The organism is Psychrobium sp. 1_MG-2023 (assembly GCF_030689115.1).
In the GTDB taxonomy this organism is placed as follows: Bacteria; Pseudomonadota; Gammaproteobacteria; order Enterobacterales; family Psychrobiaceae; genus Psychrobium.
This window is the reverse complement of sequence record NZ_JAUYVJ010000008.1, coordinates 20,882-43,582: the sequence shown is the minus strand read 5'-3', so window position 1 is coordinate 43,582 and position 22,701 is coordinate 20,882. Positions and strand designations below refer to the sequence as shown.

16 protein-coding genes are annotated in these 22,701 nt (G+C 39.7%); 9 read left to right on the top strand and 7 right to left on the bottom strand.

Annotated features, from left to right (window positions below; genetic code table 11):
• Window positions 1-2: 2 nt before the first annotated feature.
• A complete protein-coding gene (locus tag Q8W26_RS05860) occupies window positions 3-1,010 on the bottom strand; it encodes an AraC family transcriptional regulator (RefSeq protein WP_101214266.1) in 1,008 nt (335 codons plus the stop codon).
• Between the two features lie 204 nt (window positions 1,011-1,214).
• On the opposite strand from Q8W26_RS05860, the gene Q8W26_RS05855 reads away from it, so the two are divergent.
• The 7 genes from Q8W26_RS05855 (at window position 1,215) to Q8W26_RS05825 (ending at window position 11,306) form a co-directional block, all read left to right on the top strand.
• Window positions 1,215-1,778: a hypothetical protein gene (locus tag Q8W26_RS05855; protein WP_101214265.1), complete on the top strand. Its 564-nt coding sequence runs from the start codon at window positions 1,215-1,217 to the stop codon at window positions 1,776-1,778.
• 73 nt (window positions 1,779-1,851) lie between these two features.
• Window positions 1,852-2,286 carry a DUF6491 family protein gene (locus tag Q8W26_RS05850; RefSeq protein WP_101214264.1) on the top strand — a complete coding sequence of 145 codons (435 nt, stop codon included), beginning with the start codon at window positions 1,852-1,854 and terminating at the stop codon, window positions 2,284-2,286.
• Between the two features lie 156 nt (window positions 2,287-2,442).
• Window positions 2,443-3,132, top strand: coding sequence for a DUF3313 domain-containing protein (locus tag Q8W26_RS05845; RefSeq protein ID WP_101214263.1), 690 nt, complete (start codon window positions 2,443-2,445; stop codon window positions 3,130-3,132).
• Window positions 3,133-3,180: 48 nt separating this feature from the next.
• Window positions 3,181-4,254: an efflux RND transporter periplasmic adaptor subunit gene (locus tag Q8W26_RS05840; RefSeq protein WP_101214262.1), complete on the top strand. Its 1,074-nt coding sequence runs from the start codon at window positions 3,181-3,183 to the stop codon at window positions 4,252-4,254.
• Window positions 4,255-4,269: 15 nt separating this feature from the next.
• Window positions 4,270-7,335, top strand: a complete 3,066-nt coding sequence (locus tag Q8W26_RS05835) for an efflux RND transporter permease subunit (protein ID WP_101214261.1) — start codon at window positions 4,270-4,272, stop codon at window positions 7,333-7,335.
• Window positions 7,336-7,521: 186 nt separating this feature from the next.
• Window positions 7,522-10,947 carry an EAL domain-containing protein gene (locus Q8W26_RS05830; protein WP_101214260.1) on the top strand — a complete coding sequence of 1,142 codons (3,426 nt, stop codon included), beginning with the start codon at window positions 7,522-7,524 and terminating at the stop codon, window positions 10,945-10,947.
• A 101-nt stretch (window positions 10,948-11,048) separates the two neighbouring features.
• Window positions 11,049-11,306: a hypothetical protein gene (locus tag Q8W26_RS05825; protein ID WP_101214259.1), complete on the top strand. Its 258-nt coding sequence runs from the start codon at window positions 11,049-11,051 to the stop codon at window positions 11,304-11,306.
• A 99-nt stretch (window positions 11,307-11,405) separates the two neighbouring features.
• Here Q8W26_RS05825 and Q8W26_RS05820 read toward each other — a convergent pair whose 3' ends face one another.
• Both Q8W26_RS05820 and Q8W26_RS05815 read right to left on the bottom strand, forming a co-directional pair.
• On the bottom strand, window positions 11,406-11,756 hold the full coding sequence (locus Q8W26_RS05820) for a HopJ type III effector protein (RefSeq protein WP_101214258.1): 351 nt from the start codon (window positions 11,754-11,756) through the stop codon (window positions 11,406-11,408).
• Window positions 11,757-11,828: 72 nt separating this feature from the next.
• Entirely contained in the window at window positions 11,829-14,051 is a 2,223-nt protein-coding gene (locus tag Q8W26_RS05815) for an NADP-dependent isocitrate dehydrogenase (protein ID WP_101214257.1), read from the bottom strand.
• A 500-nt stretch (window positions 14,052-14,551) separates the two neighbouring features.
• On the opposite strand from Q8W26_RS05815, the gene Q8W26_RS05810 reads away from it, so the two are divergent.
• Together Q8W26_RS05810 and Q8W26_RS05805 are read left to right on the top strand one after the other, a co-directional pair.
• Window positions 14,552-15,733: a porin gene (locus Q8W26_RS05810; protein WP_305472697.1), complete on the top strand. Its 1,182-nt coding sequence runs from the start codon at window positions 14,552-14,554 to the stop codon at window positions 15,731-15,733.
• On the top strand, window positions 15,733-16,179 hold the full coding sequence (locus tag Q8W26_RS05805; RefSeq protein WP_101214255.1) for a hypothetical protein: 447 nt from the start codon (window positions 15,733-15,735) through the stop codon (window positions 16,177-16,179). Before Q8W26_RS05810 ends, Q8W26_RS05805 begins: the two co-directional genes overlap by 1 nt.
• 70 nt (window positions 16,180-16,249) lie before the next feature.
• Here Q8W26_RS05805 and Q8W26_RS05800 read toward each other — a convergent pair whose 3' ends face one another.
• The 4 genes from Q8W26_RS05800 to Q8W26_RS05785 all read right to left on the bottom strand — a co-directional run bounded on the left by Q8W26_RS05800 (window position 16,250) and on the right by Q8W26_RS05785 (window position 22,646).
• A complete protein-coding gene (locus Q8W26_RS05800) occupies window positions 16,250-17,938 on the bottom strand; it encodes an AMP-binding protein (protein WP_101214254.1) in 1,689 nt (562 codons plus the stop codon).
• Window positions 17,939-17,948: 10 nt separating this feature from the next.
• Window positions 17,949-18,596: a TetR/AcrR family transcriptional regulator gene (locus tag Q8W26_RS05795; RefSeq protein ID WP_101214253.1), complete on the bottom strand. Its 648-nt coding sequence runs from the start codon at window positions 18,594-18,596 to the stop codon at window positions 17,949-17,951.
• Between the two features lie 162 nt (window positions 18,597-18,758).
• Window positions 18,759-21,125, bottom strand: a complete 2,367-nt coding sequence (locus Q8W26_RS05790) for an EAL domain-containing protein (protein WP_305472694.1) — start codon at window positions 21,123-21,125, stop codon at window positions 18,759-18,761.
• A 150-nt stretch (window positions 21,126-21,275) separates the two neighbouring features.
• Window positions 21,276-22,646, bottom strand: a complete 1,371-nt coding sequence (locus Q8W26_RS05785) for a hypothetical protein (RefSeq protein WP_101214251.1) — start codon at window positions 22,644-22,646, stop codon at window positions 21,276-21,278.
• Between the last annotated feature and the right edge of the window lie 55 nt (window positions 22,647-22,701).

Genomic DNA, 22,701 nt, shown 5'->3' with positions numbered 1-22,701 from the left:
GGCTATGTGTTTTGCTGACGATACTCATTGGGAGAGCGGTTGGTTTTTTGTTTAAAAGCACGAGCAAAAGTACTTGGCGAGCTGTAACCGAGTAAATAAGCTATTTCGGTGACACTCGCACTGGTTGTTGTTAGGTGTTGTTTAGCCAGTGAAACTCTCACTGAGGTCAATAAGCCTAGAAAAGACGCGCTTTCAGCATTTAATTTTCTTTGTAGAGTGCGTTTACTCATATTCATTCGGTAAGCCACGGCTTCCTCTGTAACACTTTCCTTGTCTAATCGCTCGGTAATAATATTAACCACCTCAACACACACCTGACTTTGTTTCATCGTTTTTAGATAGTTCTTTATCGCTATTTCGTTTAACTCAACCAACTCTGCATCATAGGTTGGAAGGAGCTCACTTAGTAATGATTTGGAGAATGCGATGCCGTTCATTGTACTGTTTGGGTATATCTTACATTGAAAAAATTCTTCATAAGCAGGTAATGAGTCAGTTATATCAAACGTAAAGTATACGGCAGTCGCTGGAATATTTTTGGATGCTGCTAGACGAAACATTTTTAAGAAAAATCCTACACCAAGCTGAATCGCACATGGGTGAGGGCTAACACGCTGTCTACTTTGTGGTGGAGAGTATTGGATGACTAATTCATCTTGTTTTTCGAGTAATTCTATTTGCATTGCCGTATTGATAAGTTGACTATTTTCAATAAAACGGCGTAAACCCTGTTCGAGATTGGCGCTTGCCATCCAAGCCATGCCAACCCCCTTTAAATAAGCTGGATGAAATAAAGAAGCAGCGATAAGTCCTAATTCAGGGTTATTCGTTGCTTTGACACAATGCTGCCATAACGTGGCCATATCCTCCATTGGGATGCGGTGATTTTTATCATCTATTGAATCAAACTCAATGCCGGCTTGTTTAAAAACGGCTCTAGCATCGATCTCATTCACCTCAAGTACTTGGATTAAAAGTTTTGGGATTGTAGACAATGTAGTTTGGCTCATAATTTATTTAACTTATTGAATAAATTGGTTTTGATTAGTTTTCTTGTTCAGTATACAAGGAATTCTATTAAGTTGTCGCATTTAGCACAACGTTTGGCATAAATTGTGGCGTAGTTATTTTATGGATTTGACATCATACACTCACAAAGCGAGTAGAGACTCTCTCTATTCGATATATTTACTGTTAAATAAAGGAGCTAGGTGATGAAATATATAATTAAAGTGATGATGATATTATGTGTGTCTGTAATGGTAAGTCAGGTAGCGCTTGCTCATAATAGTGGTGAGCGCCGTCAAGACAACCGCCAAGAGGCTCGGTATGATCATCGTGATGTGAAGCATCGTGCCATTCCCCACCGAGGTCATAAAGTGATTGTCGCTCCACGACATCGCAGTTTTCGTAATATTGTGATTATTAGGCCTCACGGTCATGCTTATATAGGTTACGGTCATTACCATACCGATAATGATGCTTGGAAGTGGTTAACGTTTACTGCAATTACTTTAAAGTTATTAGATAACCTGAATGAGCAAGCTCAGCGTGAACATGAAGCAGCGCAAATTACCGCAACGAACGCTAAAGTTGGTGAGAAAATTGATTGGCACACAAAAGACTCTTCAGGTTATGTAATGACAACGAAGGAAGGTACAAATAGCGCAGGACTTACTTGTCGCGAGTTTCAACAGCAAATCATTGTTGGTGGTAAGACTGAATCGGCTTACGGTACAGCGTGTCTACAAGCGGATGGTTCATGGAAAATGACCTAGTGACTTTTGTCATCAGGCAAGGTTAAATAGCGTTAATTAATTCAGTGTTAAAGATGAGATTTTTGGAGTGGTAATGAATAAAGTAATAACAGTATTGGTAGTGTTAATGATAGTTGGTTGTGCCAATCAACCTAGTTTATCAACGTCTGAGAAAAATGCTCAATACGCACAGTTTATTGTAGAAAATAAACTTGAAAGCTTAGATAAAATTAAAGGTTTTAGGTTTAATAGTTGGCAGTCACTAACGGATGATTACTTAATTATTTCAACATCACCTAAGCAAAAATATTTACTGCAAGTTAATGGCTATTGCCCTGATTTAACATTTTCACATAGTATCATATTGCATCAAGGAATGAGCTCAATGTTGAGTGCGAAGTTCGATTCGGTTTCAACCACTGAACAGCCACAATTTAAGTGTTTTATTAAAACGATTCATAAGCTTGACAAGCAACAATCGAAAACGTTATCGGCCATTGGTAAACCAATGGTAGATAAAGCAAAATAAATACACTTGATGAGTTACGTTTAACTACCTTTTATTTACTTAATAACGCTATACTTGAATACTTTACTCAAGTATAGCGTTATTGTTTTACTAGTTTTATTTTATTGTAGCGTTGCTAGCTAGCACCGTTACCTAAATGTATGAAATGGAAAATCGATGAGACATTCAACATTATTAACTTTTATTGTTATCAGTACCTTTTTCTTGTTGGGAGGCTGTGCTTCGACTACAAATCAAGCTAAGTCAGGCTTTTTAAAGAATTATGACGGTTTTGTTGACTCAAAAGAGCATGATTATGCCAAGGTGTATCGAGCGCCAGGCTTTGGGCGTGACACTATTGCTAAAGTCAAAGATATCAAATTAGTACCATTTGAAATGTGGCTCACGCCAGGGCCGAATACTACGTTTAATCCGAAGCAACTGGCTGAACTATCTATCTACTTTGACCAGGTTATGCGTGAGAAATTAAGCGCTAACAATTACCGTTTAGTCAAGTTTGCGCGTCGTGATACGTTAACAATACGAGGGGCCTTTTCAGGGGTACGTTTTGATGAACCAGAGCTGGCTCCAACGGATTTAATTCCATTTCGGATTGTCTTAAATGCTGGTAACGCTGCTTATTTGAAAATGACGGACAAAAAAGACGTTATTACCAAGGTTTCAGTAGAGATGGAGTTTCTTAAAGGAATTAAGAAGGAGCGGATTTTTGCGGTGATGGCAACCAAATATGTTGATGCTACCCTAGCCAATGACGGTCAAGATAACCTTACGGCTGTCAAGCAGTTGTTAGATGCTTGGGCGACTAGTTTTGTTGCTCGTTTAGTTGAAGTGCGTGAACAGCCTTAGATTATTAAGGCTAACCCCTAGAACACATAGAAATAGAAAAGGCTTACCATGAATAAGTATGGAAAATTCGCTCAAGCATTATGTGCTGCAACCTTTTGCGCAGTCACTGTAGCTGGGTGTGGTCAACAGGAAAAAATTCAAGACGCACAACCGCCACTACGACCTGTGAAAACAGTGGTATTAGAGTCGTTTGATAATGCCCGTGAATATGAATTCACCGCCGTTGTTGATGCTGCGCGTAAAGCAGACTTGTCGTTTAAGGTATCAGGTGAATTATCTGAGTTTTTGGTTAAACAAGGTGACTTTGTTAAGCAAGGGCAGGTTATTGCTAAATTGAACGATACTGATATTGCTATTCAATTAAAATCAGCCCAATCATCGTTTGATAAGGCAAAGTCGGATTTTGATCGCGCCAAGCAATTGATTAAAACTAGTTATATTTCAAAAGCAGAATTTGAACAATTAAGAGCGGCGTTTAATGGGGCTCAAGCCCAGCTTGATAGTGCTAAGAATAATTTAGCTTATACCACTCTTCACGCTTCTTTTTCTGGTGTGATTGCCAAAAAATACACTGAACGCTATCAAGAAATTAGTGCAAAGTCAGCAATTGTTCGTTTACACGATATTAGTCAAGTAAAACTGATCGTTAATATTCCTGAAAGCATGATGATTCGCTTGCGCAAAGATACAAATCAAGGGCAGGTTTATGCTGCATTTAATTCGATTGAAGGTAAGAGGTTTCCACTTACCTTTAGCGAAGTTGCGACCTTAGCTGATGAGCAAACCAAGACTTATGAAGTTACTTTTACTATGGCGGCGGTCAAAGAGCATTCTATCTTGCCGGGGATGACGGCCACGGTATTAGCTCAGATAAATATTCCTGATGCGACTGAACCGAGTTTTTATCTACCTGCAAACACGGTTTTAAAGGATAACAACAACCACTATGTTTATGTTGTATCTCGTCAGTCAGAAGGGGTTGGTAAGGTGAGTAAAAAAATCGTTACCATCGGTGATATTACGCCTTTGGGCATCGAAGTTTATACTGGCTTAGCTGAAGGTGATGCTGTGATTACTGCTGGTATGAGTAAAGTCTCAAACGGCCTTTTAGTGAAATTTTAAGCAGGGAATAGATAAATGAATATTACTCGCTTAGCGATCACTAATAACCGGACCACATTATTGTTGCTGTTGGTTATCTTGTTTTTGGGCATGAGTTCATTTAAAGAAATGCCGAAGGACTATGATCCCGGGTTTATTATCCGTACCGCGCAAGTTATTACTTACTTCCCCGGTGCTAGCCCTGAACGTGTTGAACTGTTAGTCACAGATAAGTTGGAAAAAGCAATTCAAGAGCTTCCTGAGTTAGATTTCGTCAACAGCGAATCTCGAACTGGTGTGTCCATCATTAGTGCTAACGTAAAAGAAAGTTATACCGAATTACGTCCAATTTGGGATAAATTACGCCGTAAAGTTGAAGGGGTACAAAGCAGTTTACCTAGTGAAGCGCAAACACCAATCATTAACGATGAATTTGGTGATGTGTTTGGCATTGTTTTAGGCCTAACGGCTGAAGGGTATAGTTACCGTGAAATGAAAGAGGTCGCGGATTTCGTAAAAGATGACCTATTACGCTTATCTGAAAGTGCCAAAGTTGATATTTTTGGTGAGCAAGAAGAGCGTATTTTTATTGAATATAATAATGCACAGTTGGCAGAGTTAGGCATTTCGCCAGGGCAGTTAAGTGATCAGTTAGCCAGTCGTAATATTGTTATTCCTGGCGGTTCAATTAATTTAGGTTCGGAAAAAATTGCTTTAGAACCTACGGGTAACTTTGAAACGATTGATGATATTAGAAAAACTATTATCCAAATTCCTGGTAGCGATCGTGTACATTATTTAAGTGATCTGGTCACCGTTAGCCGTAGCTATGTTGATCCTGCGCAAAGTAAAGTCAGCCTAACGGGTGAGCGTGGATTATCGATTGCTGTTGCGATGCGAGAAGGGGGCAACAATATTTTGTTGGGTCAACAGGTGACTGAATCGCTTGAGCGTTTCAATAGCATTTACCCAATTGGTGTTGAATTTGAATTAATTTCTTTTTTACCAAAAGATGTTGAAGCAAAGGTTGATGATTTCTCGAGTAACTTAATTCAAGCCGTATTGATTGTGACTATCGTGATGCTGTTTAGCTTAGGCTTACGTACAGGGTTAATCGTTGCTGTCTTGATTCCATCAAGCATGGTGTTTGGAATTTTAGTGATGTCAGTATTTAATATTGGTATTGATCAGATTTCATTAGCCGCATTAATTATCGCGTTAGGTATGCTGGTGGATAATGGCATTGTCATGTCTGAGAGCATCATGGTGCAGATGGAAAATGGTAAAAAGCCTATAGATGCTGCGGTTGAAAGTGCGGATGAGTTGAAAGTTCCACTCCTAACATCATCGTTAACGACAGCCGCTGCTTTTTTACCAATCTTTTTAGCAGAGTCATCAACGGGTGAGTATACGGCTTCATTATTTAAAGTAGTGACCATTACCTTATTATGTTCATGGATTTTGTCGATGACGGTGATCCCTATGTTGTGTGTTTATTTCATGAAAGTGAAAAAGCAGCAACAGTCTTTTGATACACCCATTTATTCGACATACCGCAGCGCATTGTATGGTTTGATCCGTTTTCGTTGGTTAACGGTTGGAGTAACGGTCTGTTTATTTGTAGTGGCTATTTGGGCGATTAACTTTGTGCCTAAGATTTTCTTTCCACCATCTGACCGTGCATTTTTTAAAATGGAAATAGAGATGCCAATGGGTACAACCATTGAGACAACGGAGTCGATTTCGCAGCAAATTGAGCGCTATATAGCGGATGAGCTACAAATTAAGGAAGCGGGGCAAGCGGGTGTCATTAATTGGGTTAATTATATCGGTAATGGTGGCCCACGTTTTCTATTGACGCATAGCCCGAAACCAAGCAGCTCAAACTATGCACTTTTTGTGATTAATTTGACTTCGCAGCATGAAATCGATCAAGTGATGGAGCAATTAGAAGCTTACACTTTTAATAACTTTCCTGACTTGCTGGTGAAATTAAGAAAGATTGAAAATGGTGCGCCAATAGCTAATCCTGTTGAAGTTCGAATTAAGGGGTCTGACTCAACCAAAATATTTGCAATTGTTGATCAGGTGAAGCAGCAAATGGCTATGGTTAGTGGTTTAAAAGCGATTAGTGATAACTGGGGCCTGCCAATTAAAAAGCTTCAAGTCGATATCGATCAAACCCGTGCCCGCCGTGCTGGAGTCTCGAGTAAAGATATAGCCATATCATTGCAAACGGGTTTATCTGGGCTGGAGTTAACTCAATACCGTGATGGGGATTTAGTGATCCCTGTTACTATGCGAACTAATGCTGCTGATAGGCAAGATATCGGTAAGCTTGAAGCGTTAGCCGTTTATTCGCAGGCGTCTGGCAGTTCGGTGCCTTTAACCCAAGTTGCAGATATTAAAGTGATATGGGAGCCTGCGAAGATATTACGTCGTGATCGTTTGAAAACCGTCACTGTCGGTGCACAAATTGATAGCTCTGTTACTGCAATGCAAGCGCTGGAGCAACTCGTGCCGTGGCTTGAGCAAGAGCAACAGAAGTGGCCATTAGGTTATAGCTTTGAGTTGGGTGGTGAGTTTGAATCCTCAGGAAAAGCTAATCAATCAATTGCTGATAAGTTACCGATTGCTGGTTTTATCATTATTTTATTATTGGTTGCTCAGTTTAATTCGATGCGTAAATCATTGATTATCCTTTTAACTATTCCTTTAGGAGTGATTGGAGTTGTTGCGGGTTTACTAATTGGTCAATCGTTCTTTGGGTTTATGACATTGCTAGGTATCATTTCCCTTGCAGGTATCGTAATCAACAATGCTATTGTGCTATTAGAGCGTATCAAGATCGAGCAAGAACAACTGCCTAGCGATCCTGCAAGGGCAATAGTTGAAGCGGCACAAAAACGGATGCGTCCAATAATATTAACCACTGCAACGACGATATTTGGTTTGATCCCTTTGTATTTAGGGGGTGGTGAATTTTGGGAGCCGATGGCTATCTCAATTATTGGTGGTTTACTGTTCTCGACAGTGTTTACGTTGGCGGTGATACCTGTGGTTTATGCTATTTTATTTAATATCAAACATAAGCCAGCTTAGTGGCAGCTTTCTGGTGGCTATACTGCTAATGTATAGTCACCCATCACTATAACTTTCAATACAATTATCCTAGATCATTTTTTTTTTTACGCATGTTGCATTATGATTAAGATTAATAGTTAACTCCTAATATAATATAGGAGCTTGCTGACGTTTTAACTCTTCATCAGTTCTCATAGGTAGATAATGGATAGTTTTGCTGCCCTACTTAATAATGTGGTACTTCTGTTAGCGTTAACCGTGATTTATGATGCGTTTAGTCTGGCTAACATTAAACAACAGCAATGGCGTGATTTAGCGACCGGACTTTTTGTTGGGGTCATTGCTATCTCAGTCATGCTTACTCCTTGGGAGTTGCGACCGGGTGTATTCTTCGATAGCCGATGGGTTTTAATCAGTCTTTGTGCTCTTTATTTTGGCCTCGTTCCTACCCTAATTGCGATAACCATGGCAGTTGCAATGCGTTTCTACCAAGGCGGCGGAGGTGCGTATGTAGGATCGTGGGTTATTTTATCGAGCGGGTTATTAGGCTTAATCGCGAAACAATGGTGCTTGCCCTCTATAAAACACATTAATTGGAAATCACTTTACCTTTTTAGTGTTGTCATTGAACTTAATGTATTGCTGTGTATGTTTTTAATGCCTGAAGCGGTGCGTTATCAGATCATCGCTTCTATAGCTCCTACACTGTTAGTTATCTTCCCATTAGCCTCTACACTCATTGGTATGCTGTTAAAACGCCAACAAGAGCGCAGAAATGATGCCGCTGAACTCGCTGAGAACAAACGATTGCTTGCGCGCGAAAAAGGGATTTTAAAAAGCTTAATCGATAGTATTCCAGACTTAATTTTTTATAAAACCTCAGAAAGTGAATACATTGGCTGTAATAAAGCGTTTGAGGGATTTATCGGTCACAGCGAAGACTTTTTAATAAAGAAAACAGATCATGATCTCTTTGATCCGGAGTTAGCTGATTTCTTTCGAGAAAAAGATCGTTTGATGTTGGCGGCAGGGGGGACTCAATCAAATGAAGAATGGGTAGAATACCCTGATAGTCGCAAAGTGTTATTAGATACAGTGAAAACACCACTACGAACCGAAAACGGTGAAGTCTTTGGCTTAGTGGGCATTAGTAGAGATATTACCTCTAAGCATCAAGACGCAGAACGAATTAAAGAAAGTGAACTCGTCCATCGAAGTATTATTCACACGGCTATTGATGGTTTTTGGGTGCTCTCTATTGATGGCGATATTACAGACACTAATGCGGCTTATTGTCAGATGTCTGGGTATAGCAGTGACGAACTACTGACAATGAGTATTAATGAATTAGACGCGAGTTATAACGAGCAAGAACTTAGCGGGATTATTGATTATATCATGGCTGGCGCCGAACAGCGTTTTACAACCCAGCACAGACGAAAAGATGGCAGCACATATTTTGTTGAAGTTAATGCCACGTACTGGCCCAATAATGGTGGTAAATTCTTTGTTTTTATTAGAGATATTACGGAACGGCAGCAGTCTCAACAGGTCTTGAAAGAGAGTGAAACACGCTTTAGGCATTTGTGTGAATCGATGCCTAAAATTGCGGTTCAGGGCTATGATAAAGAACACGAGGTTATCTTTTGGAATGATGCCAGTGAAACGCTTTACGGTTATAGCTCTCAACAAGCCATCGGAAATACGCTTGAATCACTTATTGTTCCTGAGAGTTATGTGAAAACAGAGACTCTGCGAATGAAACAGTGGTTTGATCAGGGAAGTGCAGGGGCTGCCGAGGAAGTGGTTCGTCAAAATGCTCAGCAGCAGCACATTAATGTTTTTTCAACTCGTGTCTTAATTCGTAATTTAAATAATGAAGTTGAATTATATTGTATCGATATTGATTTAACGGCCCAAAAGCTCGCAGAGGAGCGAGCCATTGTGTTAACTCAAGCGTTAGAACAAAGTCCCATTTCTGTGATGATTACGGATAAAGAGGGGTTTATTGAATATGTTAATCAAGCTTTTATTGCTGAGAGTGATGGAGCTGAAGGTAATGAACTGGTAGCGATTGGCGGGCGTTCTTCACTGTTAAGTGCCCATGAGGGCTTTGAGGATGGTTATGAAGGTATTTGGAAGACAGTAGCTCAAGGTAAGCAATGGCAGGGAGAACTTGAGATAAAACAGGCTAATAGCGAATCATTATGGCAACTTGTCAATGTCACTCCAATTTTCAGTAGCAATGGGAATATTAATCACTATTTGACGGTTAAGCAGGATATCACTCAACAAAAGGAACAAGAGTTAAAAATTGTTCAGCAGGCTCATTTTGATAACTTAACAGGCTTACCAAACCGTTTTCTTGCGCTTGATCGTTTAAGGCATATGCTAGCTGAGGCCAAGCGTCTTAACCACAAACTCGCCGTGTTATTTTTAGATTTTGATGACTTTAAGAAAGTGAATGATACGCTCGGACACTCGGCTGGCGATGAGTTATTAGTTGAGGCGTCTTGTCGCTTACAAAATGCAGTGCGAGAAAGCGATGTCGTTGGGCGCTTAGGTGGAGATGAGTTCATTATTTTAGTCCATGTTGAAGGGGAACCGAGTCAACTTTCAATTATTGCAGATAAACTATTAGAACAATTTAGGACTCCTTTTGTTATAAGTGGACGAGAGTTTGTATCAACAATTAGCATTGGCATTGCTATTTTCCCTGATGATAGTCAAAACCCACAGGAGTTATTAAGACAAGCTGATTCTGCAATGTATCACTCTAAAGAGTTAGGGCGTAATACTTACAATTTTTACACCGAGCAAATGAACTTGGACATAGCAAGACGTGTATTAATTGAAGAACAACTCCGCTTAGCACTAGCACAGAATGAATTGTTTTTGTGCTATCAACCACTGGTCGACTTAAATACACTCGATGTGATCGGAGCCGAAGCGTTATTGCGTTGGAATAATTCAGTATTAGGTAATGTGACTCCAGATGAGTTTATTCCAATTGCTGAGCAAACGGGTCTTATTGTAGACATAGGTTCTTTCGTTTTAAGAACTGCATCAGCAGCATTGGCGAGGTGGCGCAGCCAAGGCTTTGAACACTTGCGCGTATCAATCAATGTTTCTCCACTTCAATTTAGAGAAGGCTTGTTACTTAAAGAAGTTCAGACCTTGCTAACACAAGTTAATTTGCCATCTAGTGCGATAGAGCTTGAGATCACCGAGGGGGTATTAATTAGTGGCTACGGTGATGTTTCATCAACACTTCATGGTTTAAATGATCTTGGGATTAGTATTGCGATGGATGACTTTGGTACGGGTTATTCATCATTGAGTTATTTGAGGAAGTACCCATTTGATACGTTGAAAATAGATAAAGACTTTGTTGATGATATTTGTCTTGATGAGGCTGATGCTAAGTTGGTGGCCGCTGCTGTATCAATGGGGCACGCGCTGAAACTAAAAGTATTAGCGGAAGGCGTAGAAACCGCTGAGCAGTTGGAGGCGTTAGTTAAGTTAGGTTGCGACCTGGGGCAAGGATATTTGTTTGGTAAGCCTATGCTTATTGAAGACTTTGAGCGGCAAGTTTTTGAACCGCGTTTGGGGGATGTTACTTCGAAGTAGCCCTAAAGTGTTACATTATATTTTTTGTTGGTTATTTTGTTGCGTTTTTATTGTGCCTTTACTATGCTCAGTGAATGATTAAATAAAAGGATTAAATAGACATGGAAGTTGAAATGATTTTTCTCTTACTCGCACTAGCGAGTGTTGCAACTTATATTATTAGCCAGACAAACCTTATTCTTCCTCAGAAACTGTTGAAGGTTGTGGTTTGGTCGATATTTATCGCTTTAATTATGGTTACTTGTTTTATTATATTTACCACCTATAGCAAAGGAGCAGCATTGCTTTTAGCTGTAATCGCGATGTTGTTTACTTGGGTCTCAGCTTCCCTTATTCGAGATAAACTTTATCTAAATTGATGTTATTGGCTGATACCATAATACTATCAACACTCATTGCCCAAGAACGAAAGCCAAATTATCCTAATCATTAACTCGAATACTTTGGCTTATCATACTTTATTCGCTTATCACTGCTAGTGCTGGTGCCTTGAAAGAGATCCCTGCCCACCCATGTTGGATAAAGTTTCGAATGTTTAAGTGATCTTGTCCGTGGGGATTTTCTAACACATCTTTGCGGTAGTAATCGCCAAAGCATGCCAAAGTCTGTTCAGTTGTTAAAGCATTTAATTGTGCGAAAGCAAAGATTTTACACGACCCTTCATTAGTACCTGCTTGATTTTTAATATCACCATTAGTGAAGTCTGTTGCAGTGTAATGATAGTTGTCATTAATAACATCCATCACTAGTGAAAACTCAACCGCTGTTGGCTTGTCATTGATTAATTCAATGAGTTGATTTAATTTCATATGTATTCCCTATAAAAAAGCCCGCAATTCTCACCGCGGGCTTTTAACAATGTAGTAATCAGTTATCGCTTATTATTTGTTACTTAGTGCAGCGTTTAGTGTTGCACTTGGGCGCATGATTTCTTTAACTTTTGCTGAATCTGGGTGGTAGTAACCACCTGGCTCAGTTGCTTGTCCTTGAACTGCGCTTAGCTCTGCTAGAATCTTCTCTTCATTATCGCTTAGCTCTTTAGCTAGCGTTGTAAATTTAGCTGCTAATTCGCTATCTTCAGTTTGCGTTGATAATGCTTTAGCCCAGTATAGTGCTAAGTAGAAGTGGCTTCCACGGTTATCTAATTCACCAGTGCGACGTGATGGTGACTTATTATTTTGTAATAACTCAGTTGTCGCGTCATCTAATGTTTTAGATAAAATAGTTGCACGTGCGTTACCTTGCTTAATGCCCATGTCTTCAAGTGATACAGCCATAGCCATAAACTCACCTAAAGAATCCCAACGTAAGTGGTTTTCTTCAGTGACTTGTTGTACGTGGCGAGGTGCTGAACCGCCTGCACCTGTTTCGTACATACCACCGCCTGTTAGCATAGGTACGATTGATAGCATCTTAGCTGAAGTTCCTAATTCCATAATTGGGAATAGGTCAGTTAGGTAGTCACGTAAAACGTTACCAGTGACAGAGATAGTATCTAAGCCACGACGTTGACGTTCCATAGAGAAACGGATTGCTTGTACGTAATCCATTTTGTAGATTTCTAAACCTGTTAGGTCATGCTCTTCTAAATACTTATCTACTTTTTTGAGTAGTTGCATATCATGAGCACGTTCTGGATCTAACCAGAAGATTGCAGGTGTGTTTGATTGGCGAGCACGAGTTACACCAAGCTTGACCCAGTCACGTACTGGAGCATCTTTAGTTTGACATGCACGCCAGATATCGCCTTTCTCAACATTGTGCTGCATTAATAAGGTACCGTCTTGATCAACGATACGCATGATGCCTGCTGCTTCAATTTCATAAGTCTTATCGTGTGAACCGTACTCTTCCGCTTTCTTAGCCATCAGACCAACGTTAGGCACTGTACCCATCGTTGTTGGATCAAATGCACCGTGCGTCTTACAGAAGTTGATCATTTCTTGGTAAATACGTGCGTAAGTACTTTCAGGCATTACTGCTTTAGTATCTTTCGGGTTACCATCTGGGCCCCACATTTGACCAGCATTTCGGATCATTGCTGGCATAGATGCATCAACGATTACGTCACTTGGTACGTGTAGGTTAGAGATGCCTTTAACAGAATCAACCATTGCCATTTCTGGGCGAGATGTATAACAAGCTTGAATGTCACGCTCGATTTGCTCGCGTAAAGTACGAGGTACTGCTTGGATCTTGTCGTAGATATCAGCTAAACCATTGTTCGGGTTAACACCTAACTTTTCAAATGTTTCAGCGTGCTTTTCAAAAGCATCTTTGTAGAAAACTGATACCGCATGACCGAATACGATAGGGTGCGAAACTTTCATCATTGTTGCTTTAACGTGCAGAGACCACATTACACCGTTATCACGACAATCATTGAGTGATTGTTCGAAGAAGTCGCGAAGGGCTTTGCTGCTCATGAACATGCCGTCGATTACTTCGTCTTTCTCTAGTGCAACTTCTTTTTTAACTTCAACGTTGCCAGCAGGGTCTACATATTCAATACGTACTGTTGTTGCTTTATCGACAGTGACAGACTTCTCGCTTGAGAAGAAATCGCCGCCACGCATGAAATCTGCGTGAGAGCGTGAAGCCATGCTCCATTCGCCCATTGAGTGTGGGAATTTTTTTACGTAAGCTTTTACTGCCGGTGGAGCACGACGGTCTGAGTTACCTTCACGAAGTACCGGGTTTACAGCACTACCTAACACTTTTGCATAACGCGACTTTACTTCTTCTTCTTCAGCGTTTGCTGGTGTTTCAGGGAATTCAGGAAGATCGTAACCTTGCTCTTGAAGTTCTGCGATACATGCTTTTAATTGAGGTAGAGAGGCACTGATGTTTGGTAATTTTACGATATTAGCGTTTTCGTCTTGAGTAAGCTGACCTAAAAATGCTAAACCGTCTTCAACACGTTGTTCTTCTTTTAATCTGTCGTTGAATCCGGCTAGTACACGAGCGCTCAATGAAATATCACTCAATTTTACATCAATTTCTGCAGCTGAAGTGAATGTTCTAAAAATTGGTAAAAGTGAGCAGGTGGCTAGCGCGGGCGCTTCATCGGTCATTGTGTAATAAATGGTATTTTTGTTAGACATTTTGTTTCCCTAGTCTGGTGGCTAAAGTCATAAGCCGTGTATAGCTAAGTTGTGCAATGCTTGCAACGAGCTTATGAATGTTTTATTGCTTGTACAGATTGTGTAATAAAATAACACGTCTGGACGAAAAAGACGGTAAACCTGTGCTAAATTCGACTAAAGGTTAATGATTATTGTAATTATTATTACGTTAAACCTGAATAGCCTAGCGATCGGCACATTGAATGATAGATATCATACTATTTTACAACTTAGATTCAATTTTATCTGCAAATAGAAATGAAAAAAACTAGATGAAAGGGTAATATTTGCTAAAGTTATTAAATAATAAGCCTAGAAAGCTCCTGCTATAAAACAGTTTGAAAGTTATGAGTGAAAGGATGCCTATTTTTAGATTATATTCATATAGGCTTCTATCATAAGGTTCTTTAAAAAACTGTTAATTATGGTAATCTAGCGCAAGTAATTTCTTCCTAACCAACGCTTAAGGTATGGTAAAAATGAATAAATACAGGGGGCTGGTCTCACCTATTCTTGTTTTTTTGTATTGTTTTTTAGCGTTGCTTATTCTTTCTTTTCCTGTTCAAGCAAAACCCTCAACAGAACGCCAGATTGAGTTCTCAGGTTTTGCTCGAGTCATTGCTGGCCAAGCAAATGATAAGCTTGTTGAGTACGACCAATCCTTAGATTTTACACCAGATAGTTTACTGGGTATCCAGGGGGATTTAGCATTAACAAACTCATTGTCTGTCACAGCCCAATTGGTTGGCAGTTTTGCCGACAAAAAGAATTCAGGCTTGGAGTGGTTGTACTTATCATATCAACCAGACTCGCCTTGGAGTTTTAAACTTGGTCGGCAACGCACCGCATTCTTTAATTATAGTGATGTGCAAAATGTAGGATACAGTTACCATTGGCTTAAACCACCCAATGAAGTTTATGCGTCATTTATGTTCTCTCATATCGATGGGTTGGCAGCTACGTATAGAGCAACATTCCCTGACGCTACTTTTTCTATTGAGGGGACTTTTGGTCAATTTAAGGATGAATTAGCATTTGAAGATCGCAGTTATCTTACTGAAATCAGAGACGCAGCGAGTTTATTCTTTTCATTAGAGTTTGAAGACCTCACCGTAAGGGCTGGCTACTCGACTGCAGACTTTGATATTGACGACCCGGTCTTTGCTTTTGCTCAAATGCAGTTTCAACAGGCTGGCTTTGATGAATTAGCTCAAACTTTTGTTATCGCGGATACATTGGAATATTATCAGGTCGGCTTTAGCTATGATAAATTTGACTATTTTTTAAAAGGTGAGTGGATCAGGTTAACTCATGATCTTGCGTGGATTCCTCACCGTGAAGGCTACTATATCAGTGCTGGCTATGTGTTTGCTGACTATTTGTTCCACTTAACCTATGCGAAACGTGATGACACACTATCGCCCATAGAAGTTGAGTTTAGCCCTATACCTGAGTTACAGCCAATCGCTGGGCTGTATCAGATGATTTTAGGGCAACTTGTTATAAAAGATCAGGAAAGCTTAATACTAGGCGTTCGCAACGATCTTACTGAGCATGTTGCATTAAAAGCCGAGTTAAATTTTACAACAATGGAAAAGTATTCATCCCCCTATCAACCTGACTCTATTTTAGGCTTGATTGGTATAGAGTGGGTATTCTAATGAAAAAGTTAACATTATTTATCACTCTATTAATCCTTATCGCTGTCAGTCCATTAAGCGCTAATGCGCAGCTATTAAGCTCGACTAATATTTGGGTTATCAGCCAATCTAACGAAAAGCATCATTTTACTTTATCCCAGATAAAAAAGACCTATCTGGGGCTAAAAGTCGATTTGGATAGCGGTATAGCGGCACAAGCTGTTGTTATGCCTAACCATACTGCTATTCGAGGTTTATTTAATGCTAAAGTTATCGGACTAACGGACTCTAGGATTCGTTCGTTTTGGGCTCAAGTGAATTTCTCTGGCCGTGGAAAAGCGCCTCTCGAACTACCAAAGCAACAAGATATATTTGATTATATCTTAGCGAACCCAGGAACAATCAGCTTTGTCGTTGAAGGCACCCCTTTACCTCAGGGAATAAAAGTTATCTATAAAACTAATTAATAGGTTTTAGATAAAGAAAAACGGCTTTGATTTATAATCAAAGCCGTTTTTATCGATTGAGATTAAAATATCACCTTAACTCGCGACGTAAAATTTTACCTACAGGAGTCATCGGTAGCGTATTACGATATTCTAATTGACGAGGTAATTTATAGGCTGTGAGCTTTTTGCGGCAAAAATCTTTTACTTCATCAATACTTAATTGTTTATCACCTTTTGCAATAATGAATACTTTTACGGTTTCACCACTATGATCATCTGGAACACCTATTGCTGCGCAGTTCTCTATTTCTGGGTGAGTGGATAAGACGTCTTCAATTTCATTCGGGTATACATTGAATCCTGATACTAAGATCATATCTTTGATACGGTCAACGATAGACACATAGCCTTGCTCGTCGATAACTGCAACATCTCCTGTCTTAAACCATAGGCCATCTTTCGTAAAAGCGTCTTTGGTTGCTTGCTCTTGTTGCCAATAACCTTTCATAACCTGTGGCCCTCGGATACAAAGCTCACCACGTTCGCCAAGAGCGACTTCATTCTCGTTGTCATCAATACACATGACGGCTGTTTCTTGTAGGGCTTGACCCACTGTACCAAGTTTTTCATGACCATTTAGTGGATTCATTGTGACGGCTGGAGAGGTTTCTGTAAGCCCGTAAGCTTCTGAGATACTTGAACCGGTCATTTCTTTCCAACGAATAGCTGTATCTTCATGCAGTGCGGTACCGCCTGAGAGAGTAAACTTCATTTTACTAAAATCCAACGTCTTGAATTTTGGGTTAGCCATTAGAGAAACAAAAAGGGTATTCAAACCAATAAAACCAGTCAGCTGCCAAGGTTTCATTGCTTTAATAAAGGCGTCTGTGTCACGAGGATTTGCAATTAAAACACTGTGCATTCCTAGATGGAAAAATGCCATTAAATGAACAGTAAAAGAATAGATATGATAAAGCGGCAAGGGGGCAACAGCACTCGCGTTGGCTAAGTTAATTAAACGATTGCCCTGATTATCCTCTTGTTCTAGCATTGTTGCTGCTTGGAGCATGTTGGCAACTAAGTTGCGATTCGTTAATTCAGCACCTTTTGAGACACCTGTTGTACCGCCCGTATATTGCAAGACAATAGTGTCATCACTTCCCTTCATGTGGGTTGGCTCAAACTCTTTATTATAGTGTTGTTGAATAATATGCCGGAATGAATGAGCGTTTGGTAATGAATAAGAGGGAACCATCTTCTTGATGTATTTGACTGCTGCATTAATAGCAACGCGTTTCATTGTGGGCAACATATCGGCAAGGCTAGTGACGATGACTGTTGAGATATTGGTTTGAGGCAGAATATTCTGTACAGATTTTGCAAAAACATCCATGCATAGTAGTGCTTTGACATCTGCATCATTAAACTGATGCAACATTTCTGATTCGGTATAAAGCGGGTTTGTATTGACTACACGTAACCCTGCGCGTAACGCGCCATACATGGCGATAGGGTATTGCAACACATTAGGCATCTGAATCGCAATGGAGTCACCAGGCTTTAAATTAGTATGTTGTTGTAAGTAGTGAGCAAAAGAAGCACTTAAAAAGTCAATGTCTTGGAATGTGAGAGTATGCCCTAAGCCTGTAAATGCGGGACGTTGGGGGTAGGCTTTAAAAGCATGCTCTATAACATCAATGACGGTCTCATATTGTGAGACATCTATAGTATCTTTTATGCCAGGAGCGCGCTTTCCGTTCCAAAATGATGCGTCCATAATGTCTCCTTTAATTCTTAAGATTATTATTAATTGCTAATGCTAATGTCATTTCTGCTAGCTCATCGATTGATAACTCTCCGTGTGGTTTATACCAGTTGGTTGTCCAACTGATAGCCCCTGTGAGTAACTTGCGTAGTACCATTGGTGTGGTATTGATGAGCTGCTGGTGGTGTGCTTGAGTTAATATATCAAGCCATATTTGTTCATATTCATCACGTAGTTCGAGAATTTTTTGTTTGTTTTCGTTTTCTAAAGATCGCCATTCATAGACTAGTACTGCCATCGCAATGCCGTTATCTAAAATAATAGCTTGTAACTCAGATAAGATCAGGGCGTGGAGTTGCTCTTTTAACGTTTCGTTCAAGCTAAGTGCTAAGCGTAGCCGTGCCATATTCAATATAATCGCTTGTTCCATCACTGCGCATAGTATGGCTTGCTTACTAGCATAGTGATGAAAAATACTACCAGATTGGATACCAACTTGGTTCGCAATATCGCGTACCGTTGTTTTGTCATAACCCTTGCTTTTGAAAAGCTCCGCAGACGCCTTTAGCAGTCGTCCTTTGGCGCTACTTTCATCAACGAGTAACCCGTCATCGATTAGGCTTTTGACTAAAAGTGAAGCGTCACTGTCATTAAGTGGAACGTAAGGCATTGAACAATCCAAAGTGAAGTTTATATTGAAATAAGTGGAATTAGCCTTTTGGCTAATTCCACTTCATTCTGATGATTGAAACACAGGCCAACAAACTAAGCAAGTGCTTGGTTTGTTAACTTATCTTAGCTAGTTAACAGTTGACCAATAGCGTATTCAGTCTTATAAATTTGGTGTTTCAGTAATTTTTTGGGAGGCGAATAGTTTCGTTAAATCATTTTCATTAAGGGCTTTATGGAACAGGAAACCTTGACCGTAATCACACCCCGACTGCTGTAATAACTCTAGTTGCTCAGGAGTCTCAATCCCTTCTGCGATAACTTTTAAACCGAGTTTATGTGCCATAACAATGATGATTTCACATAACATAAGCTCTTGTGAGTTACTCACGATTTTATCGACAAAGCGGCGATCAATTTTGATGAAGTCGAGACTGAAATGCTTGATATAGCTTAATGATGAGTAGCTAGTACTAAAGTCATCTAAAGCAATTTGTAGTCCTGAGTTAGTTAACTGCTTGAGACGTTCGCTGATATCGGATTGCTGTTTCTGCAATAGTCTTTCCGTGACCTCTAAAACAACAGTATCATCGGCTAAGTCAACTTCTTTTAGATAATCCAACCACGCAGCCAATTCTTGTTCACTTTGCTCAAATTGCTTTGGTGAAGTGTTAATATGAATGCTTAGATCTGGATTAAATTTTGTTTGCCAAATTTTTAATTGATGGACCGCTTGCCTAAAAACCCAGTCTCCCAACTCGATAATGGTATCGGTTTCTTCAGCAATGGTAATGAACTGTTCGGGAAGTATTTCACCTAGCGTTGGATGTTGCCAACGAACCAAGGCTTCAATACTCACTATTTCGTTACTATTAAGGTTTAATATAGGTTGATACGCTAAGGTAAACTCTTGTTGTGTCAATGCTTTATGGAGGTCTTTGTTTAGTTGAATACGATCCATTGCTTGTTTATGCATGGTTGCCGTGTAATATTGAAATTGATTACGACCGTTCTCTTTGGCTTTACTTTTAGCCGCCTCTGCCCGTTCTAGTAACTTATTGATTGTCTGGCCGTCAGTCGGGTAAATAGCTAAACCAATACTCGCTGAAAGGTAAAAGGTACTGACTGACATTTCAAAGGGCGCGTGTAATTTTTGTAAAATGGAATTGACGATTTTATCAATATCGCTTTGTTGGTTAATTCCTCCGATAAGAATGGCAAACTTGTCATCATATAACCGAGCGACAGTGTCGGTGCCTCTCACGCAATGTTTTAATCGAATCGCTACCTGCTGTAATAACTGATCCCCGGTTTTAGTGTCATGGCTGGTATTAATTTCTTTAAAGCGGTCAAGATCTATGTAAAGCATAGTTACTTTGACGTTTTGGCGTTCCGCTTGTTTTAATTCCTGCTCAAATCTGTCGTTAAATAATTGACTGTTAGGCAACTTGGTGAGTGTATCTAAGTTAGCTTGATTCCACGCTGTTTGTTCTGCTTTTTTGCTTTCACCTAATGCGTAATCTAATTTCTTATTATGCTTTAAGATATGGATTGTAATGTAAGTCAGAATGACAGATAAGGTTAAAGCTATCGCCAATACTCGGTACAGCCATTGATTATTTTGATGCTTCTCTGGAGTGTAAATAAAGCCATCCAGCGAAACATTCGCGGGCAACATCCCTAGCTCGACATAGGTTTGTGCGATATGCTGCCAACGCCCTAAGCTCATGTAGCCGAGCTCGACAAGGGTCGGTTGTAATAGTGGAATCATTTTCTCAGCTTCAAAAGCTAAAAATTCCTGTGTATAGCTTGTTGGGTACTGGCTTAATATTAATTCAACGGTTTGCTGTGGATTAGCCATCGCGTATTGCCAACCTTTAAGGCTCGCTTCTTTAAATGCTTTAACTCGCTCTGGGTTGTTTTTAAGCTCTTGCGTACTGGTAAATAAATTATCACCATAAAAGTCGATACCAGCAGAACGAGGAGTGTAAGCATGGTATTCGACACCTTCTTTATGAAGAAAATAGGTTTCATTCGTTACATAGGCTGTCATTACATCGACATTATCGTTAATCAAATCATATGGATTAAAGCTGTGTTCATGAAGCTGTAATTGTGCAGTGGAAATGCCTTCTTGCTTTAAATAAGCAATAATTTCATCGGATTGTCGTTCCAGCATGATAGAGCCATTAATAATATCATGAATGCTCTGGGTACTACTTTTTTGTTTGGTGATGAGTACTTGAGGAGAATGTTGAAAGATAGCTGCGAGTACACTAACAGGCCTCCCTTGATGAAAGGCTAGTATTAAGGAGCTAGTTCCGACGCCATATTCCGCTTTACCTGTGCTTACCAGGTCTACGACATCAGTTTCTGGTGCTGCGGGGACAATATCAACGTCAAGGCCAACTTCTTGGTAATAACCTTGTTCTTTAGCCGCGTAATAACCAGCAAATTGAAACGCATGAACCCACTTTAATTGTAAGGTTACTTTATCGAGAGGCTCAGCATGTACTGGGAAATATGACAATAAAAAACATATGCAAACGAGAAAAAAGTGATAAATTTTCATACGTTATAGTTTTTCCTTACTGTTAATTAAAGTAAGTCTAATAAATATAAGTATAGCACGGAGTCGCTGTAATATATTTATAAACAATACTCATGAATCGTACTATTATCAACCTTGATTTAACGCTTTCATCGCTTCAATATTGATGATTCCGGAGCGATTCAAGGTAATCTTAAAGCGCTGAACATGAACTCCATTATCGGTGGTTTGAGTGAGTACAGTATTGATTTGATATCGTCTTTCAACACCTTGTTGACTGACCTTATTGCCATCAAGGGAATATAAGCGACCTTCTCCTTTTTTTAAGTAGCGCACAAAAGGGGCTAAATTAAAGGTGACTTGCTGTTGAATTTCATCGTAGCCAGGTAAAAACTTTTTAGCGACAACGCGAGTTTCACTGCGGAAATGCAACAACTGTGCTGCCAACTTGTTTTGCTGCCGTCGTTTATTGAACTGTTTATGCACCAGTTCGGGTAAATGCTTATCTTTTATATACTCTAACCAGATTAACTGGTTCGCAACTTTTGTTTTGGTAGCGCTATTGCTATAACTGTGTTGCCATTTGGGGCGGCCATGTTGAATCTTACGCCAAATCAGTTGGGTTATTTCATCTTTAAACGTTTCCCGTAATCCGTAAATTAGTCCGAGAATGGCGACTAATAACAATGTTACTTCAGCGAATGAAGAGCGAGCATTTAAGACGAGAGTCATAACCAATGCCATAATAATCGCAGTTACAGTTCCTCTGACGAGACGCTTTAGGTTTTTATTTAGGTGTTTAACATCTTTTTTAAAAACAACACCGTATTCAATAAGGCGCTGGAGTAAGCGCATTTTATTGGTGATGCGATTGGGATCATCCAAGGTGATTTGAGAATTAAACTGTTGTTCTTTGCGATATTGCTTTTCACTGCGGCATAACTCTAATAGTTGTTCTCGGTAATCACTGTCGTCACTCGTTTTAGGGGCTTTAGCCAAGAGCTTTAAAAACGATTGCTCGACATGCCAGCTTAAATAATTGTCAGCGTTTTCATAATAAGACAGGAGCTTTTTATCATTTGGGCTATTACGACGTAACTTTCTTAACAGATTAATTGACTGCTGAGCTAACTCACAAGCTAGCGGGTAAAAATCGGCAGAATCTTTTTGTTGTAATGCTTGCTTGATGTCGGTATCAAGGGCCATTTTAATTTGATAGCAAAATAAGTTGAGATTGACTCGATAGTCATCCTGCTGCCCTTTTTTTGCGCTAATAAAACGACTGCGTACCAGCGGTAAGTGAAGCTGATCTGAGTAATAAGCTGAACGTGTTTTGATACTACTATGAAAATAGCTTTGTTCATCCAACGTTTGTGGGCTAATCCCCATTTCATTAGGTAAAGAGAAGTATAAGTCGACACGATGCTGCGCCATGGGTAATAGGCGGTGATTTAGGGTGAAAGATAGGTTTTCATCTTGGCTTAATTCAACTTTATTCACTATCTGTATGTGGCTCCTATTCCGTCAGAGGGGTTAAGTATTACATGGTTATGTG